Raw genomic sequence first — 25,870 nt, 5'->3', positions numbered from 1 at the left:
TTGTTCTCTTAAGCGCCGCGCCCCCAGACAAGCAAGGCGTTTTCCGTCCAAATGCGGCGTGGATCAGCGCAGGAAACTGCGCCCCGGTCCCTGTGACGGTACGTCAAGATGCGCCGCAACCGAGGCCGCAACATCGGCAAACTGCACAGCTCCGATCGTGCCGGTGCCAGCGCCCGCAACAAGGACAGGCACCTGTTCGCGGGTGTGATCTGTGCCCGGCCAGCTCGGATCGTTGCCATGATCTGCGGTCAATATCATGAGGTCTCCATCGCGCAACTGATCCAGCACCCGCGCGATTTCCCGGTCGAACCACTCCAACGCCCGCGCATAGCCAGAGATATCACGGCGATGCCCATAGAGGCTGTCGAACTCCACGAAATTTGCAAATGTCAGGCTGCCCTCCTCGGCCTGCTGAACCGCCTCGCTCAGATGCACCATCAGTGCCGCGTCAGAACCTTTCTGAAGCGTATCAATCCCTTGCATAGAGAAGATATCGCCGATCTTGCCGATTCCATGCACCCGGCCACCGCTCGCGCGAACCCAATCGGTGAGGATCGGTGCAGGCGGCCTGATCGCATAATCACGCCGGTTGGTGGTGCGGCTGAACCCTTCCTCGGGCGTGCCAACGAAGGGGCGCGCAATCACCCGGCCCACTTTGCGCGCATGCAGATAGGGCGCGACATCGGCACAGAGTTTCAGCAATCGCTCCAGTCCAAAGTGCTCCTCATGGGCGGCGATCTGGAACACGCTATCGGCAGAGGTGTAGCAGATCGGCAGGCCAGTCTTCATATGCTCTGCGCCAAGGTCGGCGATGATGGTCGTCCCGGAGGCATGACAGTTGCCAAGGAGACCTGTGGTCCCAGCCGCCTCAGCGACATGCGCCACCAACTCCTTATCAAAAGCCGCGCCGTCTTCGGGAAAATAGCTCCAATCCCAAGGCACCGGCAGCCCTGCCAACTCCCAATGGCCAGATGGCGTGTCCTTGCCCGCGCTCACTTCCGAGGCCGCCCCCCAGAGGCCCGTTGGTTTTGCATCCAGCCCCAGTGCGGGTTGATTTGACGCCAGCCGCACCGCCGCGCCCAGCCCCAGCGCATCCAATGTCGGCAATCGCAACGGACCGCTGCGCCCCTCTTCGGCGCGCCCCTCCGCGCAGGCCTGCACGATATGAGCAACCGTATTGGCCCCGAGATCGGGCAGATCCTTGTTGAAGTACCGGCCCGCATCCGGCGCGCCCCCGATCCCGACCGAATCCATCACCACCAGAAAAGCGCGCGCCATCATCCGATCCTTTCATGCACCAGTGGCAGCAGATCGGGCGCGGCAGGCGCTATGCTCACCGCCGCCCGCAAGGCCAACATTGCGTATTGCGCGGCGTCCGTGTGGGCGGCATGGATGCGTGCGATGACGTCTCCTTTGGCAATTTTTGTGCCCAAGGGCAGCAGGTCAGAGATCCCCACCGCCAGATCGACCCGGTCGCTCTCAATCATACGACCACCGCCAAGACGCACCACCAAGAGCCCAAGCGCCTCACCGTCAATGGCGTTGACATAGCCTGCGTGCTCAGCCGTCACCTCCAAAATCACCGGAGCCTCTGGCAAAAACCGCTGCCATTTCTCGGCAAAGCCGACGGGGCCGCCCTGCGCCGCCACCATTTTTGCAAACCGTTCCGCCGCGCGCCCCTCTGCCAAGGTCGCGGCGATCTGCGCCTCACCGGCCTCAACGCTTTCAACCAGCCCGGCCTGACGCAACACCGCACCGCCGAGCGCCACGGTGATATCGATGATCGGCCCAGTGGCCGGCCCTCTCTGCGCGCCCGTCAATGCGCGCATCACCTCTGCAACTTCCAACGCATTGCCCAGTGACGGCACGAGCGGTTGGTTCATATCCGTGATCAGCGCCTGCGTCGGGCATCCGGCAGCGTTTGCGGTCTCCACAAGCGATGTAGCAAGCGCACGCGCCTCCGCAGTGGTTTTCATAAACGCGCCAGAGCCGATTTTGACATCCAGCACCAAAGCCTCCGGGCTGGCCGCGAGTTTTTTCGACAGGATCGACGCGGTGATCAGATCGAGGCTCTCGACCGTCGCCGTTACATCGCGCACCGCATAAAGCCGCTTATCCGCAGGCGCGATCCGCGCAGTCGCCCCTACAATGGCGCAGCCCACATCTGCAACGATCCCTGCCAGCCGGTCTTGCGCAACCTGCGTGCTGAGACCGGGAATGGCCTCCAATTTATCAAGCGTGCCGCCGGTGTGGCCAAGGCCACGCCCGGAAATCATCGGCACAAAGGCCCCGCATTCCGCCAATGCCGGTGCCAGCAACAGCGACACACAATCGCCCACCCCACCGGTCGAATGTTTGTCCACCACCGGCCCCGGCAGATCCCATGTCAGCACATCGCCACTGTCACGCATCGCCAGCGTCAGCGCCGAGCGTGCCTCAGGAAGCAGACCATTGAGGCAGACCGCCATCGCAAACGCCCCCGCCTGCGCATCACTGACCGCCCCACTGGCAAGCCCTTCGGCAAACCACGAAAGTTCCTCAGCCGTGGGGATCTCTTTTTGTCGTAACCGGGCGATGACCGCACGCGCATCCATTCTGTCAGCTCCGCTCCATATGGCCCGCGTCAAAGGCACCGGGCAGCAGGTCGCCAATGGTGGTTTTCATCTCCACCCCATCGGTGGTGGCAAGGGTCACCTCCACACCGGTTGCGCCAAATTCCTTGAGCTTTTGACGACAGCCACCGCAGGGCGGTACCGGGCTGGGGCAATCAGCGATCACATAGGCCTCAAGGAGTTCCGTCTCCCCTGCCGCAACCATCGCTGCAATTGCCCCCGCTTCAGCGCAGGTGCCTTCGGGATAGGCGACATTTTCGACATTGCAGCCCACATAGACAGTACCAGATTTTGCCCGGATCGCCGCCCCCACTTTGAAGTTTGAATAGGGCGCATGGGCATTTTCGCGCACGGCCGCAGCGGGCGCGCGCAAGGGGTGGCTGTTTGCGGGATCTGATGCGGGCATGGGCTTACTCCGTCCTCGCCCCGGTTTTGGCCTGATCGGCCAACAGTTCCGTGGGGCGCTGTGTTGCTGTTCCTCACCAGTCTTTGCTGGTTTTGATCGGATGGTCAAATGTCATCTCGCGGCACCTGCGCGCCCGCTCACAGCAGCACGGTTGCCGCGTCTCCAGCGATGGTGTCAGATGCAGACACCCGCCGAGCGAAGAGCACGTATTCAAAAGCCTGTTCCCCTCGGCCCCAAGATAGTTTAGCACTAAACTATCACCATCAGGAGCGCCATTCATGCCCGATAAGACCTCGGAATCCCTGCGCGACGCGGCTCTGCGCTATCACGAGTTCCCGCGTCCCGGTAAACTGGAAATCCGCGCCACCAAGCCGTTGGCCACCGGAAACGACCTCGCCCGCGCTTATTCTCCCGGCGTGGCCGAAGCCTGTCTTGAGATCAAAGACGATGAGGTCAACGCTGCGCGCTACACCGCACGCGGCAATCTGGTTGCGGTGGTGTCGAACGGTTCAGCGGTTCTGGGCCTTGGCAATATCGGCGCGCTGGCCTCCAAACCGGTGATGGAGGGCAAGGCGGTCCTCTTTAAGAATTTCGCCAATATCGACTGCTTCGATATCGAGGTGAACGAGAGCGATCCGGAAAAACTGGCCGATATCGTCTGCGCGCTGGAGCCGACCTTTGGCGCGGTGAACCTTGAAGACATCAAGGCACCGGATTGTTTTATCGTCGAAAAACTCTGTCGCGAGCGAATGAATATCCCCGTATTTCACGACGACCAGCACGGCACTGCGATTGTCGTGGGCGCGGCTGCAAAAAACGCGCTGCATGTGGCCGGCAAGAGTTTTGAGAACATCAAGATCGTCTCAACCGGTGGCGGCGCGGCAGGGATTGCCTGCCTCAATATGCTGCTCAAACTCGGCGTGAAGCGCGAAAACGTCTGGCTTTGCGATATTCATGGGCTGGTTTATGAGGGTCGCGAAGAGGATATGAACCCGCATAAGGCGGCCTTTGCCCAAGCCTCTGACAAGCGCACTTTGGATGAGGTGATCGACGGCGCGGACCTGTTCCTCGGCCTTTCCGGCCCCAATGTGCTGAAGCCCGAGATGGTCGCAAAAATGGCCAAACGTCCGATCATTTTTGCGCTGGCAAATCCGACGCCCGAGATCATGCCGGATGCGGCGCGCAAGGTGGCACCGGACGCGATCATCGCCACCGGGCGCAGCGATTTTCCCAACCAAGTCAACAACGTACTCTGCTTTCCGTTCATCTTCCGAGGCGCGCTGGATGTCGGTGCAACCGAGATCAACGACGAGATGCAGATCGCCTGTGTCGACGGCATCGCAGAGCTGGCACGCACCACCACTTCGGCCGAGGCCGCCGCCGCCTACAAGGGTGAACAGCTGACATTCGGGGCCGACTACCTGATCCCGAAACCCTTTGATCCGCGTCTGGTGGCTGTGGTGTCTTCGGCGGTGGCAAGTGCCGCCATGTCCAGCGGCGTGGCCAAGCGCCCGATGGAGGATCTTGGCGCTTATCGCGCAAAGCTGAACCAAAGCGTGTTCAAGTCCGCCCTTCTGATGAAACCGGTGTTCGAGGCCGCCCGCGCAGCCGCCCGCCGGATCGTTTTTGCCGAGGGCGAGGACGAGCGCGTGCTGCGGGCTGCGCAGGAGATCCTGCGCGAAACCACCGAAACCCCAATCCTGATCGGACGCCCCGAGGTGATCGAGAGCCGCGCCGAACGGCTTGGCCTGTCGATCCGTCCGGGTCAGGACGTGCAGATCGTGAACCCGGAAAACGATCCGCGCTACCGCGATTATTGGACCAGCTATCACCGGATCATGGAGCGTCAGGGGGTGACGCCGGATCTCGCCAAGGCGATTTTGCGCACCAACACGACTGCCATTGGTGGCATCATGGTGCATCGCGGTGAGGCGGACAGCCTGATCTGCGGCACCTTTGGGGAATACCGCTGGCACCTGAATTATGTGCAGCAAATTCTGGGCGGTGGCTCTTATGCGCCGCATGGGGCGCTGTCGATGATGATTCTCGAAGACGGGCCACTGTTCATTGCCGACACGCAGGTGCGGATTGAACCCACCCCGGAAGAGATCGCAGAGACCGTTATCGGGGCCGCACGCCATGTGCGGCGGTTTGGTCTGACACCGCAGATCGCGCTCTGTTCACAAAGCCAGTTCGGCAACATCCCCTGCGACACCGGTGCCCGCCTGCGCGCGGCGCTGGAAATCCTCGATGATAAGCGTCGCGACTTTATCTATGAGGGCGAGATGAACATCGACACCGCGCTCGACCCGGAGCTGCGCGAGCGGATCTTCCCCAATTCGCGTCTGGAAGGGGCCGCCAATGTGCTGGTCTTCGCCCATGCAGATGCGGCCTCTGGCGTGCGTAACATTCTGAAGATGCGTTCCGGCGGGCTTGAGGTCGGGCCGATCCTGATGGGCATGGGCAACCGCGCTCATATTGTGTCGCCCTCGATCACGGCGCGTGGCCTTTTGAACATGGCGGCCATCGCTGGCACCCCTGTGGCGCATTACGGCTAAGGCTCAGGATGACAAACACCAGTGAGGGGCGGCCTGCCCCTCACCTCTCACGCTGATCTGACGTAAAGTGAGTCGGCCCATCAGATCGTGAAGTTTTCGCAAAATTAGCTTTGCAACTTTGCAGATCTGCCAAATTTTCCCTGCAAAATTCGCGCCAGTTATGGGTTTGCAAAACTTTGCAACTCCACTTGGCAAAATCTACCGCTAACAAGTTTTTAAAACGCCGCAGCCCCCTTCGCCGCGCTTGCGAGATGTCTGTGCTTACGCCTAGGCTCTACCCCCAGAGGAGACAGGGAGGAGGACCCCGATGACCTATTCTGAGGTGTATGCGCAGTGGAAATCAGATCCAGAGGGGTTCTGGATGGAGGCTGCAAACGCCATCAGCTGGGATAAGGCCCCGACCAAGGCGCTAAGCGATCTTGGTGGTGGGCTTTATGAGTGGTTTGCCGATACCAAGGTCAACACCTGCTATAATGCCGTCGACCGCCATGTTGAGGCTGGGCGCGGCGAGCAAACCGCGATCATCTACGATAGCCCCGTCACCCACACCAAGCGCGAGATTTCGTTCGTTGAGCTGCGCAACCGGGTCGCGACACTGGCCGGTGCGCTCCGGGCCAAGGGCGTGGAGAAAGGCGACCGGGTCATTATCTACATGCCGATGATCCCTGAGGCGCTGGAGGCGATGCTTGCCTGTTCCCGCATCGGCGCGGTGCATTCGGTGGTCTTTGGCGGCTTTGCCTCCTCCGAACTCGCCGTCAGGATTGATGATGCTACCCCCAAAGCGATCATCGCCGCCTCTTGCGGGATCGAGCCGGGGCGGACCGTGCATTACAAGCCGCTGTTGGATGGGGCAATTGAATTGGCGACCCACAAGCCCGACTTCTGCGTGATCTTCCAACGCGAACAGGAAGTGGCCGAACTGGTCGAGGGCCGCGATGTGAACTGGCACGGGTTCCAATATGGCGTGGAGCCTGCGGACTGTGTGCCGGTTGAGGGCAATCATCCCTCCTATATCCTCTATACCTCCGGCACCACCGGTCAGCCCAAGGGCGTGATCCGCCACACCGCCGGGCAGTTGGTGGCGCTCAATTGGTCGATGAAGAACATCTATAACGTCGACCCCGGCGATGTGTTCTGGGCCGCGTCCGACGTGGGCTGGGTCGTGGGTCACAGCTACATCTGTTACGGCCCCCTCATCCACGGCAACACCACCGTGGTCTTTGAGGGCAAGCCCGTGGGCACGCCTGATGCGGGCACCTTCTGGCGGGTGATCTCGGAACATAAGGTCAAGAGCTTCTTTACCGCGCCCACAGCATTCCGCGCTGTCAAACGCGAAGACCCCAAGGGCGAGTTTGTCGGCAAATACGACCTCTCCTGTCTGGAGCAGGTCTATCTGGCAGGCGAGCGCGCCGATCCCGACACCATCACCTGGGCGCAGGACCAACTGGGCGTGCCGGTCATCGATCACTGGTGGCAGACAGAAACCGGCTGGTCGATTGCTGCCAACCCGCTTGGGATCGAGGAACTGCCGGTGAAACTGGGATCTCCGGCGGTGCCGATGCCCGGCTATGACGTGCAGATTCTGAATGAGGGTGGCCACCCAATGCCACCGGGAGAGCTTGGCGCAATTGCGGTCAAACTGCCCCTGCCCCCCGGGACGCTGCCAAACTTGTGGAATGCCGAGGATCGGTTCAAGAAAAGCTACCTCACCACCTTCCCCGGCTACTACGAGACTGGAGATGCGGGGATGATAGACGCGGATGGCTATCTCTACATCATGGCGCGCACCGATGATGTGATCAACGTCGCGGGCCATCGCCTGTCGACCGGTGCGATGGAAGAGGTTCTGGCCAGCCACCCGGATGTGGCGGAATGTGCGGTGATTGGCGTGGCGGATCAGCTCAAAGGCCAGATGCCGCTGGGGTTCCTCTGTCTCAACGCGGGCTGCAACCGCCCCCACGCCCACATCACCGCAGAGGTGGTGACTCTGGTGCGAGAGAAGATCGGCCCGGTGGCAGCGTTCAAACTCGCCTGCGTGGTGGACCGCCTGCCCAAAACCCGCTCGGGCAAGATCCTGCGCGCGACCATGGTGTCGATCGCCGATGGCACCGATTGGAAAATGCCTGCGACCATTGATGATCCGGTGATTCTGGATGAGATCACTGCGGCCTTGCAAACACTCGGTTACGCCAGCCGGTAACCCAGCAACAGAAAAAGCGGCCCCGCTGAGGGCCGCTTCTTATTAATGGTAGCACCTGACGTGGGTGCTTCGGATCAGACGCGATCCTTCAGACGCTCCGCGAATTCATCAATCTGACGCTCCGCTTCATCCTTGGCCACGCCGTAGCGCTCCTGAATGATACCGGCGAGCTTTTCACGGTTGCCCGCAGCCTGATCGATCTCATCCTCAGTCAGCTTGCCCCACTGGGTCTGCGTTTCCCCTTTGAGCTGCTTCCATTTGCCTTCGATAATATCCCAGTTCATGATCTCTGCTCCTTGCGTTTCAGGTCGGATCACAGTGCGTTTTCAAACGCTTGCTGCTTGACCGGATAACGTAGCAGCGCAGAAATTGTTCCCAAGCACCGCCAGTTTATTACGTGATCCCGCTCAATTTCTGTGCTCTGTCAAAGGGTTCTGCATGTTTCGGAAATATCCCCTTCCCAGCTCCGTGATGGCGCACTAGTCTCCCGATCAAGGAGATTGTTAACATGTCAAATCAAGAGCTTTGGCGCCTGAGCGCAGATGAATTATCCCCCCTGACCCGCAGTGGCGAAATCCACCCCAGCGAGGCGGTTGCCTCCGCATTGGCGCGTATGGATGCGGTGAACCCGGCCCTCAACGCGGTGGTTGAGGATCTGCGGGATGAGGCGCTTGCACGGGCCGAGGTTCTGGACAGCACGCCAGAGGCCGCACGCGGACCCTTGCATGGCGTACCTGTGACGATCAAAATCAACGTGGACCAGACCGGCCACGCCACCTCCAACGGCATTCCCGCGCTCAAGGATCTGATCGCACCCGATGATGCCCCGGTGGTGCAAAATCTGGAACGTGCGGGCGCGGTTGTGATCGGACGCACCAACACGCCGGAGTTTTCCTTCCGCGCGGACACCGACAATCCGCTTTACGGGCGCACCCACAACCCTTGGGGGCGGCATATCTCTCCGGGCGGTTCTTCGGGTGGCGGCGGTGCCGCAGTGATGGCCGGGATCGGCCCGCTGGCGCACGGCAATGACATCGGCGGCTCCCTGCGCTTTCCCGCAGCCGCCAATGGCGCGGTGACGGTCAAGCCGGGCTTAGGCCGCGTGCCAGCGTGGAACCCCAGCCAAAAAGCCGAACGCGGATTGTTGGCACAGCTGATGAGCGTACAGGGTCTGATGACCCGGTCGGCGCGTGACCTGCATCTCGCCATGCCCGCGATGGTCGCACCGGATGTGCGCGACCCCTTCCATGCGCCGGTCCCATGGCAAGGCCCGAAACCCGATGCTCCCATCAAGGTGGCCTTCACCCGCAACACCCATGGCTATGATCTGCACCCGGAGGTCGAGGCCGCGCTGCTGGCGGCGCGCGATTCCTTGTCAGATGCAGGCTATATCGTCGAAGAGGTCGAGCCCCCCAATGTGTTTGAGGCCGGGCGCACTGGCTACCGCGCACTCATGGGCGAAGTCCATACACTCATGAAATCGGATGTCGATGCTGTTGGGTCCGAGGTGATCCGCACCATGTTCGACACTTATTTTCAGGAGTTCCCGCCCTTCCTCGGCGAAGACCTCCTCAAGATGTACGCCAAACGCAGCCACTACGCCCGTCAGTGGGCGATGTTCATGGCGGACTACCCGCTGGTGCTGACGCCTTTCCTGCCGCATCCGTTCTTTGCGCCGGATCGTGACCGCGAAGGTGTTGAGGGCGCGCATGATGTCCTCGGCTGTGCAGTCTATTCTTACGCCATGAACTACATGGGTCTGCCCGCCGCCTGCGTGCCGTCCCGGCTGGCGCAGCTGCCCAAAGGCCCACAACCCATCAACGTGCAGATCGTGGCCCAACGCTGGCGCGAGGATATGGCCGTGGACGCCGCCATCGCCATCGAAGACCGCATCGGCCAGATGGCTCCGCTGTTGTGGGAGCGGATGTGACACAGGGGCCCGTCCCTATGTCCTCATCTTTTCGTTAAATACCTCCGCCGGAGGCAACGGCCCCGGACCAAAAGGTCCGGGGCTAAACATGTCGCGCGCCAGCGCGCCCGCTCAGACGCGATCTCAGTTGAACTGCTCGGAGATCAGCCGCTCTTCCAGCCCATGTCCGGGATCAAACAGGATCTTATGGCTGATCCCGCGCTCCGTCTGAATTTCGACCCAATCGATTTCCTTGAACGACACCGAATCCGCTTCCGCCATCACAGGCCGCTTGGCCGCATCGATCACGTCAAATCGCACTGTCGCACCACTTGGCAACAATGCTCCGCGCCAGCGCCGCGGGCGAAAGGCGGCAATCGCGGTCAGGGCCAACACATCCGCCCCAATCGGCAGGATCGGACCATGGGCTGAGAAATTATAAGCAGTGGAACCCGCCGGCGTGGAAACCAGTGCTCCATCGCAAACCAGCTCCGCCATACGCTGGCGTCCATCCACCGAGATCTTCAACTTGGCCGCCTGCGGTCCCTGCCGCAACAGCGAGACCTCGTTGATCGCCATTGCCTCATGCAATTTGCCCGCACGATCTTTTGCGTGCATCCGAAGAGGATGGATGATTTCCTCATTGGCAGCCTCCAGCCGCTCCAGAAGCTCCCCCTCACCATAAGAGTTCATCAAGAACCCAACTGTACCACGGTTCATCCCGTAGATCGGAATATTCAGATTCACGGTGTCCCGCAACGTGTGCAGCATAAAGCCATCGCCCCCGAGGGCGACGATCACATCCGCCGCCTCTACCGCGACAGAGCCGTAGCGCTTGCTCAGCACATGAAGAGCCGTCTGCGCCAAAGGGGCCTCGCTGGCCAGAAATGCGATTCTCATATGGCGCGATCCTGTTTCCGGTAGGGTCCAAACGGTTCCGAAACAAGCACAGGTTTTCCCCGTTGACCAGAGTTGCCGTTCACCTGATGCGTTTCGTCGCTTTACAGCCTTTCAGATCTGTGAAGTTTCCTATAGGAAATCTCGCAAATATCAGCCCCAACCAGACGGAGCCAACATGACTGACGCGACCCGCGACCCCGGTTTCTTCACCCAAAGCCTCTCGGAACGTGATCCCGAGCTTTTTGGCGCAATCACAGACGAGCTGGGCCGCCAGCGCGATGAGATCGAACTGATCGCTTCGGAAAACATCGTCTCCGCCGCTGTCATGGAAGCGCAGGGCTCTGTGCTGACCAACAAATACGCAGAAGGCTATCCGGGCCGTCGCTACTACGGTGGCTGCCAATATGTCGACGTGGCGGAAAACCTTGCCATCGACCGTGCCAAGCAGCTGTTCAACTGCGAATTCGCCAATGTGCAGCCGAACTCTGGTAGCCAGGCCAACCAAGGCGTGTTTCAGGCGCTGATCAAGCCCGGCGACACCATCCTCGGCATGGATCTCGCGTCCGGCGGTCACCTGACCCACGGTGCCGCGCCGAACCAGTCCGGCAAGTGGTTTAACGCGGTGCACTACGGCGTGCGCGAATCCGATTGCCTGATCGACTACGATCAAATTCAGGCGCTCGCGACCGAACACCAGCCCAAGCTGATCATCGCCGGTGGCTCCGCCATCCCGCGTCAGATCGACTTTGCCAAATTCCGCGAAATCGCTGACAGCGTCGGCGCATATCTGATGGTCGACATGGCGCATTTTGCCGGTCTCGTGGCCGCAGGCGAGCACCCCTCGCCCTTCCCCTATGCGGATGTCGCCACCACCACCACGCACAAAACCCTGCGCGGTCCGCGCGGTGGTATGATCCTGACCAACAACCCCGATATCGCTAAGAAGGTGAACTCCGCCATCTTCCCCGGCATTCAGGGTGGTCCCCTGATGCATGTGATCGCAGGCAAGGCGGCCGCGTTCGGCGAAGCGCTGAAGCCTGAGTTCAAATCCTACCAAAAGCAGGTGCGTGCAAACGCGGTTGCACTGGCGGATGAGCTGATCAAGGGCGGGCTGGACATTGTGACCGGCGGCACCGACACCCATGTGATGCTTGTCGACCTGCGCCCCAAGGGCGTGACCGGCAACATCGTCGACAAGGCTCTGGGCCGCGCGCATATCACCACCAACAAGAACGGCATCCCGTTTGACCCGGAAAAGCCCACCGTGACCTCCGGCATTCGTCTGGGCACGCCTGCCGGCACCACCCGTGGTTTTGGCGAGGCTGAGTTCCGCGAAATCGCACAGTTGATTGTCGAAGTGGTCGACGGTCTGGCCGCCAATGGCGAAGACGGCAATAGCGCGGTTGAAGAAGCAGTGCGCGGCAAAGTCGCGGCATTGTGCGCCCGCTTCCCGCTCTATCCGAACCTCTGATCGATCCCCACTACGGGTAAAAATCAAACCGCCGCGCTAAATAGCGCGGCGGTTTTTTGTTGTCTGATCGCACGATCCAGAGAGGAACTTATCCCTCGGACGTCGGCTCTTTCAGCGCGTCTTCCAGCATGCGCTCGTTGCGAATGTCCTCAATGCGGCGAATACGGTCTTCGCTCTGGCGGATGTCAAAGCGGTACTTCACCACGTTGATGAGGCTCAGGGTCAGCAGAAGGATACCCATCCCCCAATACCCTTTGGTCGACAGCGGCACCTCGGTCGAGAGCCAGAGCGAAATGCCGAGCATCCCATAAGCGATTACGACGCCAGCAATGTTGAGGTTGGTGATCAGGGCGTTTTCGTTGCGCATGTTAGACATAAGTCAGGTCCTTTGATTTGAAATTAGTCACGTAAAACCGGGCGTTTGCCCAGGTGAAGTGGGGCGTCTTTACCCCGGAGAGATTTTAGGTCAGCTGTCGGATTTCAGACGGCTCAGCACATCATTGGCAGTGCTGCGGGTGGCCGCGCCAAAGCCCGCGTCTGCCAGTTGATCTGCAACGGAATGGGGCGTCAGGCCGGTTTCAATCTCGTTGAGGATTTCCGAGGCCTCAAAGGGATCTTCCTGCCCCAGCACCTCCTGAATAAGCTCCGCCGCTTCATCCATTGGCCGCCCGTGGAGCGCACTTCCAAGAGAGGCCTGCGCGCGATGCTCGCCCCGCACGGCCTTGGCGGCGATGGCCCCCTGACGCAGGTCGATCAAACGGCGGCTGGCGGTTTCCACGGATTGGCGCAGACGCAGAATGCGGGCTTCCAGTCGCGCTTGTGTCTCCTGACGCAAGCGACGTTCGTTCTCCATCTCGGCGATGGCGGCTGCGGCGGTTGTCGCCAGGTCGTCGCGCCCATCTACCAGTGCGGCTTTGGCGCGGAGGGTCAGATCATTGATCCGCGTTGTCAGCGTTGCAATCTGACGCCCTTCGGCGCGTTCCTTTTGGATCAGGCTGACCAGTGTGGATTTGGCCGACTTCAGATCATCATTGGCCTGGGCGATCTTTTCCTCGATCAACTCGATGGAAAATTGCTGGCGCACTTGGGTTTCGGCGCGGCGGTTTGCACCGACCATCAGGGTTTTGAGCGTTGAGAACACGATCATTCCTCCATTCGTGAACATCGTTCATATGGAGGATGTACGGCATCCCTGAACGCCGTTCAAGAACAAAAATGAACAACGTTCACAAAAGTAAGGTTTACCTTACCGTCAACTGTGACAGCACCAGTGCAATCATGCGCCGGATCTCTTGCGGTGGCACGCCAGAGATGCGGTTTTCCAATCCCAGCAGCACAATGCCATGCACAGAAGAAAACAGCGCCCGCACGGTCAGCGCCTGCTCCGCGCGCGGCTGATCGGGAAACAGCTCGGCAACCGGGCCGGCAATATGCTGAAACAAGCGATCAAGTGCGGTGCGATACCAATCGGGCACCGCCCCATCGGCTGGCAGTTCCAGATCGAACAAAGCGCGCCAAAGGCGATTGTTGGCGCTGGCAAAGTCCAGATAGGCCTCGCTCATCCGGATCAGCCGTTCACTGGCGACCGCATCCTGTGATGCGGCCACGGCGGCCTCGACCTCTGCCCCGAGGCGCTGAAACGTGCGCCCGTTTACCGCCATGACCAAGGCTGTCATATCGTCAAAAGCATTGTAGATCGCCCCCACCGCGCAGCCTGCATCCTTGGCCAGATCCCGCGCCCTGAGCGATGTCACGCCTGCGTCGCGGATACGCGCTTCTGCTGCATTCACCAGCTTCTCACGAAGGTCCGCCCTGCGCTGCTCTGCCTTTGTTGTCATCTTACCCATCCGATTTCTTGAACCGCGTTCACGCTACGTCCGTCTATAGGCCGCATGTCCCCCCAAATGCAAATCCCGGCTTCAAACACCCTCCGCGCACCAAAAGCACATGGACTTCATGCCAGTTTTGCAGTCATTTCCCTCATATGACCCAGCAGACACCCCATCCGCCCGCCAGCGTCACCCGCACACGCCGTCTTGAGCGCGCCCTTGGGGATTGGATGCGCGCACGGCTGCCGCATTATCTGTCGGAATTCGTGATGTTCACCCTGAAACAGGGCTGGGCTGCGATCTTTGGTATCCTGCTTTTGGGTGGGCTGTTGATCTCCAGTCGCATCTGGCAAGCGGACTGGGCATTGGCGCGCTATGATGCGCTTTTGATCTATGCGCTGGGGCTGCAGGTGGTGTTTCTGGCCACTGGCATGGAAAGCTGGCGCGAGGTGCGGGTGATCCTGTTGTTTCACCTCACCGGCACGATCATGGAGATTTTCAAGGTCGATGCCGGCAGCTGGGCCTATCCCGGGGACGGTCTGGCGAAACTCTGGGGCGTGCCGCTGTTCTCGGGTTTCATGTATGCCTCGGTGGGGTCCTACATGGCGCGGGTGATCCGCCTGTTTGACATGCGCTTTGCCCCCTATCCGCCGCTCTGGATGGCGACGGGCCTTGCGGTGGCGATCTACGTGAATTTCTTCAGCCACCATTTCCTGCCGGACATCAGGCTGGCTTTGTTTGTTGCCACGGTGGTGATTTTTATCCGCACCCGGATCTGGTTCTACATCGGCGGCCACGCCTATTGGATGCCACTGCCACTGGCGGCCTTCCTGTCCAGTTTCTTCCTCTGGGTGGCGGAAAACGTCGGCACCCGCACGCGCACATGGCTCTATGCCGGGCAGGACAGTGATCAATGGGTCAGTATCGCCAAGATGGGCAGCTGGTATCTGCTGTTGTATGTGAGTTTTGTCACCGTCACCTTGGTGGTGCGCGACGCGCTCTCACACGCGCCTTACCGCCCGGTCGGGTCACACGGGATCAGACGAACCCCCGCCAGCGCAGCACGACCACCAGAAGCGCTATGACGCACAATACGGCAAAGGCAGAGGTAGCGGCCATATCCAGAAGGCGCCCCTTGCGCCTGTCCTTGAGGTCGAGTTCCGCAAGATAAGCCCGCAGGCGACGCGCGTTCTTGACCAGTCGGTCCTCATCCAACGCCGCAGCCAGACGTGGATGAGCAAAGCTCTGCTCCGCGGACACAAGATCATCCGCCGCTTTGCGTAACCGATGCGGCAAATGACGCCGGGCACGGCGCAAACTTTCCGATAGCTCCCCCGAGAGCTTCAGCCGCTTTTCCAGCAACGCGCGAAGTTGATCCAACTCGCTCTCAAGTGTTTCGCTCATGGGGAGAAGTCCTTAACGGCAACGCTACAGCAGGCGCGAGCATAGCGGCAGCCTTGCATGATCTCAATGGCTAGGCTGGTAGTGAAACTCATACTGCGTGCGATGACGAATGGGATCGGCTGTCGCCCCCCGACATAATCGAAGACTCACACAAGTAATGCAAACTCGGCGCGTAAATCCATGAAGGTGGTGGGGCCTATGTTATCTGATGCAGCGCTTCGCACCATGGACCGCAACACTCAGGCAAACTGCGTCACCCCCCTCTTCTATAGCTGCAAAATATCGCTTTAGTCCGTTTGATAAGGGGTATCAGCAGGAGATCCAGCATGATCCGTCCAGCGGCGGTTCCCGCTCTCCCTGTCGAAGTGCAAAATGCGATTGTGATCGGGATAGGTCACAACGTCACGCGGAGACCTCGTACCAATCACGAGATACCGAACCGCTGTGTCACTGTTGTTTTGCATACAATGTCCAACTGGATCACCGGCTTTGAATGTTGCGGCGTCGCCCGGACGCATAACAACGCTGTCGTCGCCTTCGTGAAGAGTGACCTCGCCTTCTAATATATAAACCATCTCGTCCTCCCCCGCATGCCAGTGCTTAACCGACGAAGAAGACCCCGGCGGCAAGGTTTCTTCAAAAGCACCAAACTGCGTCAAGCCCCCGCTGTCGCTAAACAAAAGCGCTCGGTATGGACCACACGGATCCCCTTCGCCATCACTGCTGTCGGATTTGGCGGTTTCCTTGCTGAACACTGGCATCACAGTTTGTCCCGAAATAGTTTTCTCTTCGACAGTTTTATCATCTGCAACTTAGGTTCATATGCTTTGCTGTTGGAGAAGGTGATTTCCCTTTCGCAACAAGTTGTTCATTTCTGCAGCATGGCGTGATCAGGTTTGGCTCTAGGCACAATTCCAGAGATCGCCCGATCAACTTACATGCAAGGACTGTGCGCGGTTGGGGGCTGACACCGTCGCTTGTTGTGGCTATCACCGCGGTATGTTGAACACGATCCTACATGGCACCCCGACCGACCAACCACCCCTGTTGATTGCCCATGGCCTCTATGGCTCCGGGCGCAACTGGGGGGTGATTGCCAAGCGGCTTTCGGACGAACGGCAGGTGATTGCGGTGGATATGCGCAACCACGGCCTCAGTCCGCAGACCGAGAGCCACACCTATGTCGATCTTGCTGAGGATCTGGCGGAGGTGATCGCCACCCATGGCGGCCGCATGGATGTGGTGGGACATTCCATGGGCGGCAAGGCGGCGATGGTACTGGCACTCCACCACCCGGAGGCCGTGAACCGTCTGGTGGTCGCCGATATTGCGCCAGTGAGCTACCAGCACACTCAGGCGCATTTCATCACCGCCATGCGCAGCGTGGATCTGTCGCGCGTGACGCGCCGCTCGGACGCGCAAGAACAGCTGGCAGAGGCTGGCGTGGACGCGATGCTGCAGAGCTTTTTCACCCAGTCCCTTGATGTGGAAAACAAATGCTGGCGGTTGAACCTCGACACATTGGAGCGCGAGATGCCGCATATCCTGTCGTTTCCGGAGATTGAAACCCATTGGGACGGCGCGGCCTTGTTCCTGACCGGGGCCAATTCGGAATACGTGCTGGCAGAGCACCGCGGCCGTATCAAATCGCTGTTTCCGGGCGCTCGCTTTGCCAAGATCCCCGGTGCAGGCCATTGGCTGCACGCCGAAAAACCGCGTGAGTTCGAAGCTACGGTGCGCAGCTTCCTGAACGCGTGATCGCGGCACCGGTATTGGGGGCGCTGCCCCCGGCCCTATTGGGGCCTCCCCCGGGATATTTGGTGTTAGAAGAGGCTCGGATTAGTAGGTGAGGAGCAACCGGTCCCGCACCATCTCTGTCTCCATCCGCTGACCGCTCATCTGGAAACGCTTTAGCATTGACTGGCCCATATTGACGAGGATCTCGCGGTCAAACAGCCCCCGTGGGATTGGAATATCGCAGTAGATATCGCCGGATTTCTTGGTTCCGTCGATTGACATGGCCACCCGCACCCCGCGCGCTTTGCAGGCCGCGATCGTGGCGAAGAGTTCTTCGAGCCGAAACGCCTGCGCACCGTAAAGGATGGTTTGCGAATGCGCATAGGGCGGGTCGCAGTAGATCACATCGCCTGCCCGCGCCTGCGCCATGGCGGCGCGGTAATCCAGACAAGCGAAACGCGCGCCTGACATGCGGTCGTGCCACATCTCGACCCGTTCTGCGAATTTATGCGGCTTCATCACCGGATGGCTGCCGCAGGGCGTGGACATATAGCCATCCTTGCGCCGAAAGCGTACCACACCGCCGTAGCAGGCACGGCACAGGAACAGGAAATCCGCACCATTGGGAGCAGCGTTATAGCGCGCTTTGATCGCCTCATAGGTGGCGACGCGGTCGCCCGCCATAAAGCTCCGATAGCGGGTCTGATACCAGCGATTGAGACGATCCGGATCGTCGTGCAAGGCCTGCCAGATGTCGATGAGCGGGGCATAGATATCGGAGCCCACCGCGCGATGCGGGCGCAGGTTTGCCATCACGCCGCCTGCCCCCAGAAATGGTTCAAAATATGTGCCGTAGTCTTTTGGCAAATGCGCCACGATCTCATGGGCGAAGCGCTGTTTGTTGCCAACCCATTTGAGCAGTTGCGTCTTGAAGGGCGGTGGTGGGCTGGGATCGCTCACCCGCGGCAAATCCGTGGTTTCAGATGTCATCCGCGCCCTCTGGTCTAACGCTTGGGTTTGCGGAGAAATACGCGATCTCGTCGCAACCTGCCAGAGCGATGAGGGCAAGTGCAAAACAGCAAAGAAAAAAGAGGCCACTCTCGCAGCCTCTTCTTAGGGTTGAGCGCTGGTCAGAAGCGCAGGCTGTAGTCGATGGTCAGGCCAAAATCCTTATAGCCTTCGCTGCCAAGCCCATCGTAGCGCGCAGAGATGGCGAAACGACTACCGTTGGCCCATTGATAGCGGACACCAAGGTTCACTTTGGCCCGCCAGCCCGTATAGGCTGGGATTACTGTTTCCGCGACTGCTGTCCCACTGGTGGCAGACCATACCCCGGCCAGACCACCGGTCAGTTCAGCCACAGCGTCGCCTCCGGTTGCGAAATGACGTGCAAAACCCACACCGAAGGTCGCCTGTCGCAGATGGATTTTCTGCGCGCCAATGCTGTTGCCGAGGCTGTCGACATAGGCTTCTTGCTCCTCATTGGCATATGCGGCGTCCACATAAGGGGTGAAGGTGGTCTCGCCATGTTCCACCTCGCCTGCAAGCCGCAGTTGGGCCAGCATACGAGTGGTGTCGAAATCATCCTCATAAGTACCAAAGGGCGAGATGCTGTTGGCCGATTGCCCGTAGAGGACGCGCGCCTCCAGATAAAGGGCCTGATCCGAGAGTTGCGCTACCGCATATGGACCTGCCAGCCAGCCAGTCCCTTCGATACGGCGCGCGCCTTCGTCCTGATTGAGGTGATCGAATTGCAGCATCGCCCCCAACAAGAACCGGTCACTGACATTCAGATGGCCACCGACGGCACCAAACGCATAGCGTGTCTCAGACTGGTCCTCTTCGCTCCAACTGCCTTGCAGGCGGAACCAAATTGGCAGGCCAGACCGAGAGGTCAGGTTGAAGTCACCCGCGCCTCGGGTGACATGTGCCTGCATTGCCCCCGACCCCGCATCAGAGTGCGATAGAAAGCCGATCAATTCTGGTTGGTTGGCGATCAGTTGGTTGGCGCGATTATAGAGGAACCCGGCGATCTGCTCCTGTGTTTCGACAATCGTGCGATCATCAAAGCGCAAGATATTGGATGCGGTGGTTGCGTTTCCTGCGGCATCTTCGGCGGCACCCGCAGGGATCTGCACGGTGACAGCACCGGAACCGGAGGCACGCAATTGCACGATATAATCGGTGCCCGACCCTGAAACAGACAGCACGCTTGCGTTTTGGGTCACGATGTCTGACGTCGCAAAGCCGGTCACCCCTTCGCTAAAAGTCACGGTGATTGCAAAGCTCTCCTGCGCGCCGATGCCATCACTTGGCCCGCCGCTCAACACCACATCGGGGGATGTCGTGTCCACCGTCACAGTCGCGGTCGCCGAGGCACCACCACCGCTTGTGGAGGCCACTGCGGTGACGGACCCACTGGGCTGAGCAGAGGCAGATGTTGCAGAATAAGTCCCGGTGGTGACGGCATAGCTGCGGGCAGAATCTGCAGTTGAGGATTGCGATGAGCCAGAGGCCGTCGTATCCACCGATGTGCCATCGGGGAATGTCACCGTGACCGTCGCACCGGATTGCGCCGTTCCGCTCACTGTCACGGTTTTATCTGAGTTGATGGTCACGTCGCTGATGGTTGGCGGCGGCGGCGGCGTCCCATCCAGAACCGTCACGGTAAAGGACACCTGGGTGGCGTCATTGCCCGCTGCATCGCTTGCGTCCATTGTCACGGTGGTTTCGCCAATCGGGAAGTCATAAGCCCCCGTTAGAACGGTGCTGCCAACCCGGTAGGTGATCGACAGGCTGCCACCGACATTGTCACTCACAGAGCCAAGCGCGGTGACATCCAAAGACACGGTGCTCTCGCCCGATGCGGTTGTTGCGCTTTGATCTTCTGGAGCGGTCAATACAGGCGCGGTGCCATCATCGACAGTCACGGTGAATGAGACCTGCGTGGCAGCATTTCCAGCCGTATCGCTGGCGTCCATTGTCACCGTGGTGACACCGATCGGGAAATCATACGCTCCGCTCAGGACAGTGTCGCCGACCTGATAGGTGATCTCGACCTCTGTATCGACATCATCGCTCACCGAGCCCAACCCGGTAACATCCAGTGAAGCCGTATCCTCTCCGGATGCGGCGGTTGCGGACTGGTTGGACGGCGGCGTCAACACTGGCGCGGTGCCATCGGAAACTTTCACGATAAAGGATACTTGGGTGGCGTCATTGCCCGCTGCATCACTTGCGTCCATTGTCACCGTGGTTTCGCCAATCGGGAAATCATAAGCCCCAGTCAGAACGGTGCTGCCAACCCGGTAGGTGACCGCAACGCTGGTGTCATAATTGTCGGAAACCGAACCCAAAGCGGTCACATCCAAAGAGACTGCGCTGGCACCGGTGGCCGCTGTCGCAGTCTGTTGTGCGGGTGCAGTCAGGACAGGTGCCGTTCCATCCGCCACGGTCACGGTGAATGAGACCTGCGTGGCATCGTTGCCCGCCGCATCAGTGGCATCCAGTGTCACCGTAGTTTCACCGATTGGGAAATCATGTGCTCCGCTCAGGACCGTGCTGCCGACCTGATAGGTGATTGCGAGATCATCATCGACATTGTCGCTTATGGAGCCAAGGTTTGTAACGTCAACAGACACACTATTGTCGCCAGATGCCGCAGTGGCCGTCTGGTTTGTGGGCGCGGTAAGGACAGGGTTTTCATCATCTGAAACCCGCACAATAAAGCTCACTTGCGTGGCATCGTTCCCCGCCTCATCGCTGGCGTCCATCGTCACGGTGGTGTCGCCTAGCGGAAAATCATGCGCGCCGGTCAGTGTGGTGCTGCCGATCTTATAGATAATGGCAACCGTGCTGTCGCGATTATCACTCGCCGACCCGAGCGACGTCACATCTAACGACGCCGTTGCCTTACCTGTATCGGTGCCAAGGTTACGAGTTGTCGGTGCGGTCAGCACGGGGGCTGTGTTATCTGCGGTAACCAAGGTGCTGCGAGCGGTCGAGAATTCATAGCTCCCTGCATCCATATAACTGGTTTCTTGAAGCAGATCGAAACTAATGCCCATGTAGGTGTCGTCATCAAACGACGTTACCGCACCAGTTTGTGTAAAGTTGCTAATGTTGGAAACATCCGTATCTAAGCACCCAGCGAGTTCGGTCGCTGATATCGGGCTATATGTCGTACGAATACTACCATCTGCTTCATGATATGCACCGCCAGATACTTGAATCGTTGAACCCGCATTGATCCAAACGGCTGCGAAACCATTGCTAGATCTCACTTGGGCATTAAATATACACCCTGTTCCGTCGACTGAAAAACTGCGGCTGACATCATCGCTCGCAGAGAACGAATATGCCAATGTCGGTAATACGATAATCGCACCAGAAGCGCTTAATCTGGCCAATGTTTTTAGGGTCAATGCTGTCTCCATTTTATATCGGCCGCAGCACCCGCTGTCTCAAATTTCAAATAATGAAATGTGAGACAACATCAGCTGGTGCCATCACTTGCTTTGTGAAGGGAAATTCCTGGTAGCGGTGTAAGGGTAAACACTTAAATATGAGTGAACAATTTCAGGTCACTGAACAAAATATGCCTACGTATAGATGAACGCAGATCTATCTTATGAAGCAGGGTTCCCGCGGCCAAACTTTGACTAAAGCGATGTATGAACCTTCAGCCTCAAATTCCAATTTTGTACATTTGAAGATGAGGTTTCAGTCTCTGGATGCTCAGGTCATGACGCCGAAATACTCTCCCTCACCCTTTCGGACAGATACGCGTGCGCTGCTCGGGGTGACAGGTCCTGTCCTATTCTGACGGCTTACTGACGCTCAACACGAATGCGGCGGTGCTTAAACTCGGTTCGCGGCGGGCAGCCAACACGTATGTCAAGCGCGGGCAAAGAGACCTTAAGTCGCTGCGCAAGTTTCTGCAACGCATGCGCGACCTCAGCTGTGGCCCCTTCGGTGGGGTGATCCAGCCAAACGGTGAGCACGCCCTGTTTCTCAATGATGGAATAATCCCGTACGGAGGCCCGCATCGCGGCAATCGCACTGCGGACGGCCTCTGCCGGGACCATCTTGCGGCCATTCTCGCCCTGCCACCACAGCATGTCATCCTCGCGCCCCTCGATCCGGGCGATCCGGAGACAGGCGGACCCGCACGCACAGGGGGCAGGTTCAGGCAGGAGAACGTCATTCAGACGATAGTTCAAAATCGGCAGGCTCTCTCGGGTAAAGTCATGAATGATCGGACAAAATGCACCCGTATCCGGATCGATCACATCCCGGTCAATTTGTAACCATCCCTCATTGAGGTGCAGCGATCCTGCAGGACAGGTAAAGGCCAGCACCCCCTCCGTCGCCTGATAGACCTCATCGAGCCTGCAGCCAAACGCCGCCTCGGCCAGGGCTTTGTCATCGGGGCAAAGCGTCTCCGCGACGGAGATGATTTTGTGCGGAGCGATCCCGATACGTCCCTCGTTCTGCACCTGTACCAGATGACGCACCAGGCTTGCTGGCGCAATCACCACCGTTGGCGCAAGGTCGTTCAGCCGGCGTAGATGCGCCTCAAACGGGCTGAGCATGTCGAAGAACTCAAACCGCACCAGTGGATTGCTCAAAGTTCGGTACAACGCGTTGTCCGCACGCATAAAAAACGCAACGCGCTGGCGCTGCATAAGATTTGGCCAAAACCGCCCCATCAGGATCGCAGCCCACAGGCGCCGCTCTTGGGGGGTCGCCAGAAACAGCCCCCGCTGCCCCGAGGTACCGGTCGACAGGCCCACGGACACGTCGCCGATGGTGGGGCTGAAATCACGGCTGCGCTCTGCTTTCAACGCGACATGCAGCGCCTCATCATAAGCGATCCCGCAGGTGTTGATCCGAGAGAAACTCTCCATCAGCCGCGCCTTGTTCATGGGCGGCAAATCCTGCAGGGGCCGATCCGCGTGCGCCGCATAAAACGGCGAGCGCGGCATCACGTTGGCCCGAAAACGCGCAAAGCCAGCGCGTTGATGCGCCTCAATCGCCGCACGTGTGCGCCAGCCTGCGCCATACCGGGTCCGCACAAAAGCCCCGAGGCTCATGTGATCACCTCCCGACAGTGAGACGGCACAAAGGTAATATCGGGCCGCGCGCCCATCAGCCGCCGCAACCGCGCAAAAGTGTCGCGATACCGCGCGGCATCCCCCAAACGATGCAGCACAAAAGCGGGGGGCATGCGGCCCGTGCGCAGCGCCTCGCGTCCATAGGCGGCGTCGGCAATCAGGAAATGAGCCGTTTGCGGCACCCAAATCCCGATCTGCCCAACACCATGCCCGGGCAAGGGAATGGCGATTATCTCGCCCGTGCCGAGCAGATCACGCCCCTGCGGAAATTCAGGTAACTCGGTTTCAATAAGGTCTTGGTCCTCAACGGGCTGCGGCGCGCGGGCCAGAACCCCATCGCGCAAGATCGGAGGACAGGCCTCAAGCGTGGCTTTCAGCCCGCGTAATGTCGCCAAATGGGCAATTGCAGCGCCCGACGCACAGACCGGAACATCGCGCGGCAGATCCATCAGCCCTGCCACATGATCCCCGTGCATATGTGTCAACACGATCAGATCCGGGCAACAATCGAGCTGAGACGTGATGTGCTCATGATCGGGCAATTGAACCGGCGTTGCGACCCGGTAGGCCCGCGCGGGAAAGCGATGCGTGGCATCAAAAAACGCCGGACCGTAGCCGCAATCAACCAGCACGTTAGCGTTTGGGGCTTCAATCAGCGTGGCCAAAGCAGGCAGATCAACTTTTCGCCACCCAGCCAGCCCCGCTGCAAACGGACGCACGCGGCAACTGCCGACGCGCATAGATGTCACGCGAAGCATTCCGACAGCCCCTCTTCCAATGTCACCAAAGGCCGATACCCGAGATCTCGGCGCGCGGCACTGATATCGAGCGTCAAAGAGCGCCCCAGCGACACCACCGCCTGACGGGTCAAAGCTGGCTCACCCGCGCCCATCCAAAGCGCGCGCCGTTCTGACAACGAGGCGATTGCATAGGCCAGCGGATAGGGGAGCGGCAATCGTCGCGGCTGATAGCCACCATGGCGGGCCACCAGATCTGCCAGCGTGCGAAAGCTGAATACCTCGCCAGAGGTGATGTTCCATACGCCACCTGCAGGACCTGCCGCAGCCAATCGCATTGCACGGGCGGCATCGCTGCGGTGGGTCAGGTCAATCTTGGCCTGGCCTCCTGATATCATCGGAACAAACCCGCGCGCCATGACGGCGCTGAGGCGCGGCAGCAATGCGCGATCATGGCGGCCATAGATGGCGCGCGGACGGATGGCCGTGCAGCGCATCTCTCCATCCGGGGCCAAGACCAACGCCTCTGCCCGACGTTTAGTCTCAGCATAAGGCGACAGAGCGCGCGGCGGGAGTTCGGCGTCTTCGCTGAGGTTCAGCCGATCTCGCCCATCCGCATAGATGCTTGGCGTTGAGGCAAAAACAAAACGCGCGACGCCTGCTTTTTTCGCGGCCCGCAGCAAACGCTGCGTTGCAGTAACATTCACGGCCTCAAACTCCATCGGACTGCCCCAACCGCCGCTAAGGGCCGCGCAATGAAACACAGCATCCATGCCTTGGGTCAGCGGCAGGAGATCATCACAAACCAAATCTGCAGGGTGAAAATCGGGGAGATCAGCAGGTACGCGCGCCGTAGTGCGCAGCTGCCAGCCATGACGCGAAAGTTCATCGACCAAGGCGCGACCCAAACAGCCGCTCGCCCCTGTGATCAGCGCACGCATCAAAACTGCACCACAGTTCCGCCAATCGAAATCCCGGCAGAGGTTCCGATCAACAAGGTCTTGTCGCCACGCTGCAAACGCCCATTTCGGACCGCGTGGTCCAGAACCGTTGGAATGGAGGCCGCCACCTGATTGCCGTGGTTGCAGAAGATATCCACCACCTTGCTTTGTGGCAGGTGCAATGCGCGCGTCATCAGACGCAACGCCTGAGCACTGGCCTGATGCGGCAAGACGGCATTCAGTTCATCACGCTCAAGACCTGCGCGTTTGAGCAGATCGGTCAGAAAGTCCGGCAGATAGCGTGCGGCCAGTCGATAGGCTTGTGCTCCGTCCATCTGGAAACAATTGTCTCCCTCATCGCTGCCCCGCACTGGGTTTACCCGTGTGCCACCCGCTGCCAACACGCAGGCCTGCTTTCCCTCAGAATAGGTTGCAAAGCCATGTGACAGCACAGCCCCCTCGCCCGCGCCAACCACAACCGCCCCTGCCCCATCGCCAAAGATCGCGGCACTCTCGGGGTGCGACCAGTTCAACCCCACCGATGCGATATCGGCAGAGAAGATCAACACACGCCGCGCGCGTCCCGCTGCCACCCAGAGGCCCGCCACATCGAGCGCTTGCAAGAACCCAAGGCAGGTCGCATTGATATCAAAGGCCGGAATGCCGGATTGCCCCAAACCAAGGCGATCCTGCACCAGCACGGCTGTTGACGGAATCGGCTGCTCCATCACGCCACAGGCACCGAGGATCAGGTCCAGATCCTCCGGCCCGCAGTCGGCCATATCCATTGCGCGGCGCGCAGCTTTTGTCGCCATCATCGAACTGGTTTCATCAGGCGTCGCGACCGCGCGGCCCTCAAGACCAAACCGCGCCTGCACTTGCCCGTCCTCCCAACCAAGGCGGCGATCGATCTCCGTACTGAGACGTTTATTTTCAGGCAGATAGCTACCCGTTCCTTGAATGGTAAGCGCGATCGGAAACATAGAAACAATCCATTTCTGAACATCGTTCTAAAATATTGACATATGCGACCGGATCGTCAAGATCATT

General features: G+C 59.6%; 22 protein-coding genes. 6 read left to right on the top strand and 16 right to left on the bottom strand.

Features of this window, described 5'->3' with window-relative positions; genetic code table 11:
* Positions 1 to 63: 63 nt before the first annotated feature.
* The 3 genes from K529_RS05690 to K529_RS05680 are packed head-to-tail and all read right to left on the bottom strand — an operon-like array spanning position 64 to position 3,018.
* Complete coding sequence (locus tag K529_RS05690) at positions 64 to 1,278, bottom strand: phosphopentomutase (protein ID WP_005651218.1); 1,215 nt, start codon at positions 1,276 to 1,278, stop codon at positions 64 to 66.
* Positions 1,278 to 2,594 carry a thymidine phosphorylase gene (locus K529_RS05685; protein ID WP_046002174.1) on the bottom strand — a complete coding sequence of 439 codons (1,317 nt, stop codon included), beginning with the start codon at positions 2,592 to 2,594 and terminating at the stop codon, positions 1,278 to 1,280. The genes K529_RS05690 and K529_RS05685 overlap by 1 nt, the downstream gene beginning before the upstream one ends.
* Positions 2,595 to 2,598: 4 nt before the next feature.
* Entirely contained in the window at positions 2,599 to 3,018 is a 420-nt protein-coding gene (locus K529_RS05680; RefSeq protein ID WP_005653388.1) for a cytidine deaminase, read from the bottom strand.
* A 278-nt stretch (positions 3,019 to 3,296) separates the two neighbouring features.
* Between K529_RS05680 and K529_RS05675 the strand changes: the two genes are divergently transcribed.
* Together K529_RS05675 and prpE are read left to right on the top strand one after the other, a co-directional pair.
* Positions 3,297 to 5,576 (top strand): NADP-dependent malic enzyme, encoded by a 2,280-nt coding sequence (locus tag K529_RS05675; RefSeq protein ID WP_005653386.1) that lies wholly within the window; start codon positions 3,297 to 3,299, stop codon positions 5,574 to 5,576.
* 307 nt (positions 5,577 to 5,883) lie between these two features.
* Positions 5,884 to 7,776, top strand: coding sequence for a propionate-CoA ligase PrpE (prpE, locus tag K529_RS05670; RefSeq protein WP_005653383.1), 1,893 nt, complete (start codon positions 5,884 to 5,886; stop codon positions 7,774 to 7,776).
* A 74-nt stretch (positions 7,777 to 7,850) separates the two neighbouring features.
* Here the strand turns inward: prpE and K529_RS05665 are convergent, their stop codons facing one another.
* A complete protein-coding gene (locus K529_RS05665; RefSeq protein WP_005653381.1) occupies positions 7,851 to 8,060 on the bottom strand; it encodes a CsbD family protein in 210 nt (69 codons plus the stop codon).
* A gap of 224 nt (positions 8,061 to 8,284) precedes the next feature.
* On the opposite strand from K529_RS05665, the gene K529_RS05660 reads away from it, so the two are divergent.
* On the top strand, positions 8,285 to 9,706 hold the full coding sequence (locus tag K529_RS05660) for an amidase family protein (protein WP_046002175.1): 1,422 nt from the start codon (positions 8,285 to 8,287) through the stop codon (positions 9,704 to 9,706).
* Positions 9,707 to 9,829: 123 nt separating this feature from the next.
* On the opposite strand, the gene K529_RS05655 is transcribed toward K529_RS05660, so the two are convergent.
* A complete protein-coding gene (locus K529_RS05655) occupies positions 9,830 to 10,585 on the bottom strand; it encodes an NAD kinase (RefSeq protein WP_005621436.1) in 756 nt (251 codons plus the stop codon).
* 175 nt (positions 10,586 to 10,760) lie between these two features.
* On the opposite strand from K529_RS05655, the gene glyA reads away from it, so the two are divergent.
* Positions 10,761 to 12,056, top strand: a complete 1,296-nt coding sequence (gene glyA / locus K529_RS05650) for a serine hydroxymethyltransferase (protein ID WP_005621438.1) — start codon at positions 10,761 to 10,763, stop codon at positions 12,054 to 12,056.
* Positions 12,057 to 12,144: 88 nt separating this feature from the next.
* Here glyA and K529_RS05645 read toward each other — a convergent pair whose 3' ends face one another.
* The 3 genes from K529_RS05645 to K529_RS05635 all read right to left on the bottom strand — a co-directional run bounded on the left by K529_RS05645 (position 12,145) and on the right by K529_RS05635 (position 13,894).
* Positions 12,145 to 12,432 (bottom strand): YiaA/YiaB family inner membrane protein, encoded by a 288-nt coding sequence (locus tag K529_RS05645; RefSeq protein ID WP_005621440.1) that lies wholly within the window; start codon positions 12,430 to 12,432, stop codon positions 12,145 to 12,147.
* A 90-nt stretch (positions 12,433 to 12,522) separates the two neighbouring features.
* Entirely contained in the window at positions 12,523 to 13,203 is a 681-nt protein-coding gene (locus K529_RS05640) for a PspA/IM30 family protein (RefSeq protein WP_005621443.1), read from the bottom strand.
* Between the two features lie 94 nt (positions 13,204 to 13,297).
* On the bottom strand, positions 13,298 to 13,894 hold the full coding sequence (locus tag K529_RS05635; protein WP_040642338.1) for a TetR/AcrR family transcriptional regulator: 597 nt from the start codon (positions 13,892 to 13,894) through the stop codon (positions 13,298 to 13,300).
* Between the two features lie 146 nt (positions 13,895 to 14,040).
* Between K529_RS05635 and K529_RS05630 the strand changes: the two genes are divergently transcribed.
* Positions 14,041 to 14,970 (top strand): DUF817 domain-containing protein, encoded by a 930-nt coding sequence (locus tag K529_RS05630; RefSeq protein ID WP_005621448.1) that lies wholly within the window; start codon positions 14,041 to 14,043, stop codon positions 14,968 to 14,970.
* On the opposite strand, the gene K529_RS05625 is transcribed toward K529_RS05630, so the two are convergent.
* Together K529_RS05625 and K529_RS05620 are read right to left on the bottom strand one after the other, a co-directional pair.
* A complete protein-coding gene (locus K529_RS05625; protein WP_005621451.1) occupies positions 14,924 to 15,289 on the bottom strand; it encodes a hypothetical protein in 366 nt (121 codons plus the stop codon). The genes K529_RS05630 and K529_RS05625 overlap by 47 nt on opposite strands.
* A gap of 287 nt (positions 15,290 to 15,576) precedes the next feature.
* Positions 15,577 to 16,050, bottom strand: a complete 474-nt coding sequence (locus K529_RS05620; protein ID WP_005621453.1) for a cupin domain-containing protein — start codon at positions 16,048 to 16,050, stop codon at positions 15,577 to 15,579.
* A gap of 238 nt (positions 16,051 to 16,288) precedes the next feature.
* Here K529_RS05620 and K529_RS05615 point away from each other — a divergent pair, with 238 nt between their 5' ends.
* A complete protein-coding gene (locus K529_RS05615; protein WP_046002176.1) occupies positions 16,289 to 17,047 on the top strand; it encodes an alpha/beta fold hydrolase in 759 nt (252 codons plus the stop codon).
* An 81-nt stretch (positions 17,048 to 17,128) separates the two neighbouring features.
* On the opposite strand, the gene K529_RS05610 is transcribed toward K529_RS05615, so the two are convergent.
* From K529_RS05610 to K529_RS05585, 6 genes are all read right to left on the bottom strand, one after another.
* Positions 17,129 to 18,016 carry a DNA adenine methylase gene (locus K529_RS05610; protein WP_005621459.1) on the bottom strand — a complete coding sequence of 296 codons (888 nt, stop codon included), beginning with the start codon at positions 18,014 to 18,016 and terminating at the stop codon, positions 17,129 to 17,131.
* A 140-nt stretch (positions 18,017 to 18,156) separates the two neighbouring features.
* On the bottom strand, positions 18,157 to 21,054 hold the full coding sequence (locus tag K529_RS05605) for an HYR domain-containing protein (RefSeq protein ID WP_228707420.1): 2,898 nt from the start codon (positions 21,052 to 21,054) through the stop codon (positions 18,157 to 18,159).
* 801 nt (positions 21,055 to 21,855) lie between these two features.
* Positions 21,856 to 23,121 (bottom strand): F390 synthetase-related protein, encoded by a 1,266-nt coding sequence (locus K529_RS05600; RefSeq protein ID WP_040642335.1) that lies wholly within the window; start codon positions 23,119 to 23,121, stop codon positions 21,856 to 21,858.
* Positions 23,118 to 23,900 carry an MBL fold metallo-hydrolase gene (locus K529_RS05595; protein ID WP_046002177.1) on the bottom strand — a complete coding sequence of 261 codons (783 nt, stop codon included), beginning with the start codon at positions 23,898 to 23,900 and terminating at the stop codon, positions 23,118 to 23,120. The genes K529_RS05600 and K529_RS05595 overlap by 4 nt, the downstream gene beginning before the upstream one ends.
* The gene (locus K529_RS05590) at positions 23,888 to 24,820 is read right to left on the bottom strand and encodes an NAD-dependent epimerase/dehydratase family protein (RefSeq protein WP_005632825.1); all 933 of its coding nucleotides are present in this window, start codon (positions 24,818 to 24,820) and stop codon (positions 23,888 to 23,890) included. Before K529_RS05590 ends, K529_RS05595 begins: the two co-directional genes overlap by 13 nt.
* Entirely contained in the window at positions 24,820 to 25,803 is a 984-nt protein-coding gene (locus tag K529_RS05585) for a 3-oxoacyl-[acyl-carrier-protein] synthase III C-terminal domain-containing protein (RefSeq protein ID WP_005632827.1), read from the bottom strand. Before K529_RS05585 ends, K529_RS05590 begins: the two co-directional genes overlap by 1 nt.
* Between the last annotated feature and the right edge of the window lie 67 nt (positions 25,804 to 25,870).

Source organism: Tritonibacter mobilis F1926 (assembly GCF_000376545.2).
Lineage (GTDB): Bacteria > Pseudomonadota > Alphaproteobacteria > Rhodobacterales > Rhodobacteraceae > Epibacterium > Epibacterium mobile.
This window is presented reverse-complemented; position numbering and strand designations above follow the sequence as displayed.

What these genes read in the sequence shown, in the direction of transcription:
- prpE (WP_005653383.1), top strand. Translation starts at nt 5,884, where the DNA reads ATGACCTATTCTGAGGTGTATGCGCAGTGGAAATCAGATCCAGAGGGG.
- K529_RS05685 (WP_046002174.1), bottom strand. Translation starts at nt 2,594, where the DNA reads ATGGATGCGCGTGCGGTCATCGCCCGGTTACGACAAAAAGAGATCCCC.
- K529_RS05635 (WP_040642338.1), bottom strand. Translation starts at nt 13,894, where the DNA reads ATGACAACAAAGGCAGAGCAGCGCAGGGCGGACCTTCGTGAGAAGCTG.
- K529_RS05600 (WP_040642335.1), bottom strand. Translation starts at nt 23,121, where the DNA reads ATGAGCCTCGGGGCTTTTGTGCGGACCCGGTATGGCGCAGGCTGGCGC.
- K529_RS05680 (WP_005653388.1), bottom strand. Translation starts at nt 3,018, where the DNA reads ATGCCCGCATCAGATCCCGCAAACAGCCACCCCTTGCGCGCGCCCGCT.
- K529_RS05630 (WP_005621448.1), top strand. Translation starts at nt 14,041, where the DNA reads ATGACCCAGCAGACACCCCATCCGCCCGCCAGCGTCACCCGCACACGC.
- K529_RS05625 (WP_005621451.1), bottom strand. Translation starts at nt 15,289, where the DNA reads ATGAGCGAAACACTTGAGAGCGAGTTGGATCAACTTCGCGCGTTGCTG.
- K529_RS05660 (WP_046002175.1), top strand. Translation starts at nt 8,285, where the DNA reads ATGTCAAATCAAGAGCTTTGGCGCCTGAGCGCAGATGAATTATCCCCC.
- K529_RS05675 (WP_005653386.1), top strand. Translation starts at nt 3,297, where the DNA reads ATGCCCGATAAGACCTCGGAATCCCTGCGCGACGCGGCTCTGCGCTAT.
- K529_RS05655 (WP_005621436.1), bottom strand. Translation starts at nt 10,585, where the DNA reads ATGAGAATCGCATTTCTGGCCAGCGAGGCCCCTTTGGCGCAGACGGCT.
- K529_RS05585 (WP_005632827.1), bottom strand. Translation starts at nt 25,803, where the DNA reads ATGTTTCCGATCGCGCTTACCATTCAAGGAACGGGTAGCTATCTGCCT.
- K529_RS05665 (WP_005653381.1), bottom strand. Translation starts at nt 8,060, where the DNA reads ATGAACTGGGATATTATCGAAGGCAAATGGAAGCAGCTCAAAGGGGAA.
- K529_RS05595 (WP_046002177.1), bottom strand. Translation starts at nt 23,900, where the DNA reads ATGCTTCGCGTGACATCTATGCGCGTCGGCAGTTGCCGCGTGCGTCCG.
- glyA (WP_005621438.1), top strand. Translation starts at nt 10,761, where the DNA reads ATGACTGACGCGACCCGCGACCCCGGTTTCTTCACCCAAAGCCTCTCG.
- K529_RS05590 (WP_005632825.1), bottom strand. Translation starts at nt 24,820, where the DNA reads ATGCGTGCGCTGATCACAGGGGCGAGCGGCTGTTTGGGTCGCGCCTTG.
- K529_RS05620 (WP_005621453.1), bottom strand. Translation starts at nt 16,050, where the DNA reads ATGCCAGTGTTCAGCAAGGAAACCGCCAAATCCGACAGCAGTGATGGC.
- K529_RS05605 (WP_228707420.1), bottom strand. Translation starts at nt 21,054, where the DNA reads ATGGATGCAGGGAGCTATGAATTCTCGACCGCTCGCAGCACCTTGGTT.
- K529_RS05640 (WP_005621443.1), bottom strand. Translation starts at nt 13,203, where the DNA reads ATGATCGTGTTCTCAACGCTCAAAACCCTGATGGTCGGTGCAAACCGC.
- K529_RS05690 (WP_005651218.1), bottom strand. Translation starts at nt 1,278, where the DNA reads ATGGCGCGCGCTTTTCTGGTGGTGATGGATTCGGTCGGGATCGGGGGC.
- K529_RS05645 (WP_005621440.1), bottom strand. Translation starts at nt 12,432, where the DNA reads ATGTCTAACATGCGCAACGAAAACGCCCTGATCACCAACCTCAACATT.
- K529_RS05610 (WP_005621459.1), bottom strand. Translation starts at nt 18,016, where the DNA reads ATGACATCTGAAACCACGGATTTGCCGCGGGTGAGCGATCCCAGCCCA.
- K529_RS05615 (WP_046002176.1), top strand. Translation starts at nt 16,289, where the DNA reads ATGTTGAACACGATCCTACATGGCACCCCGACCGACCAACCACCCCTG.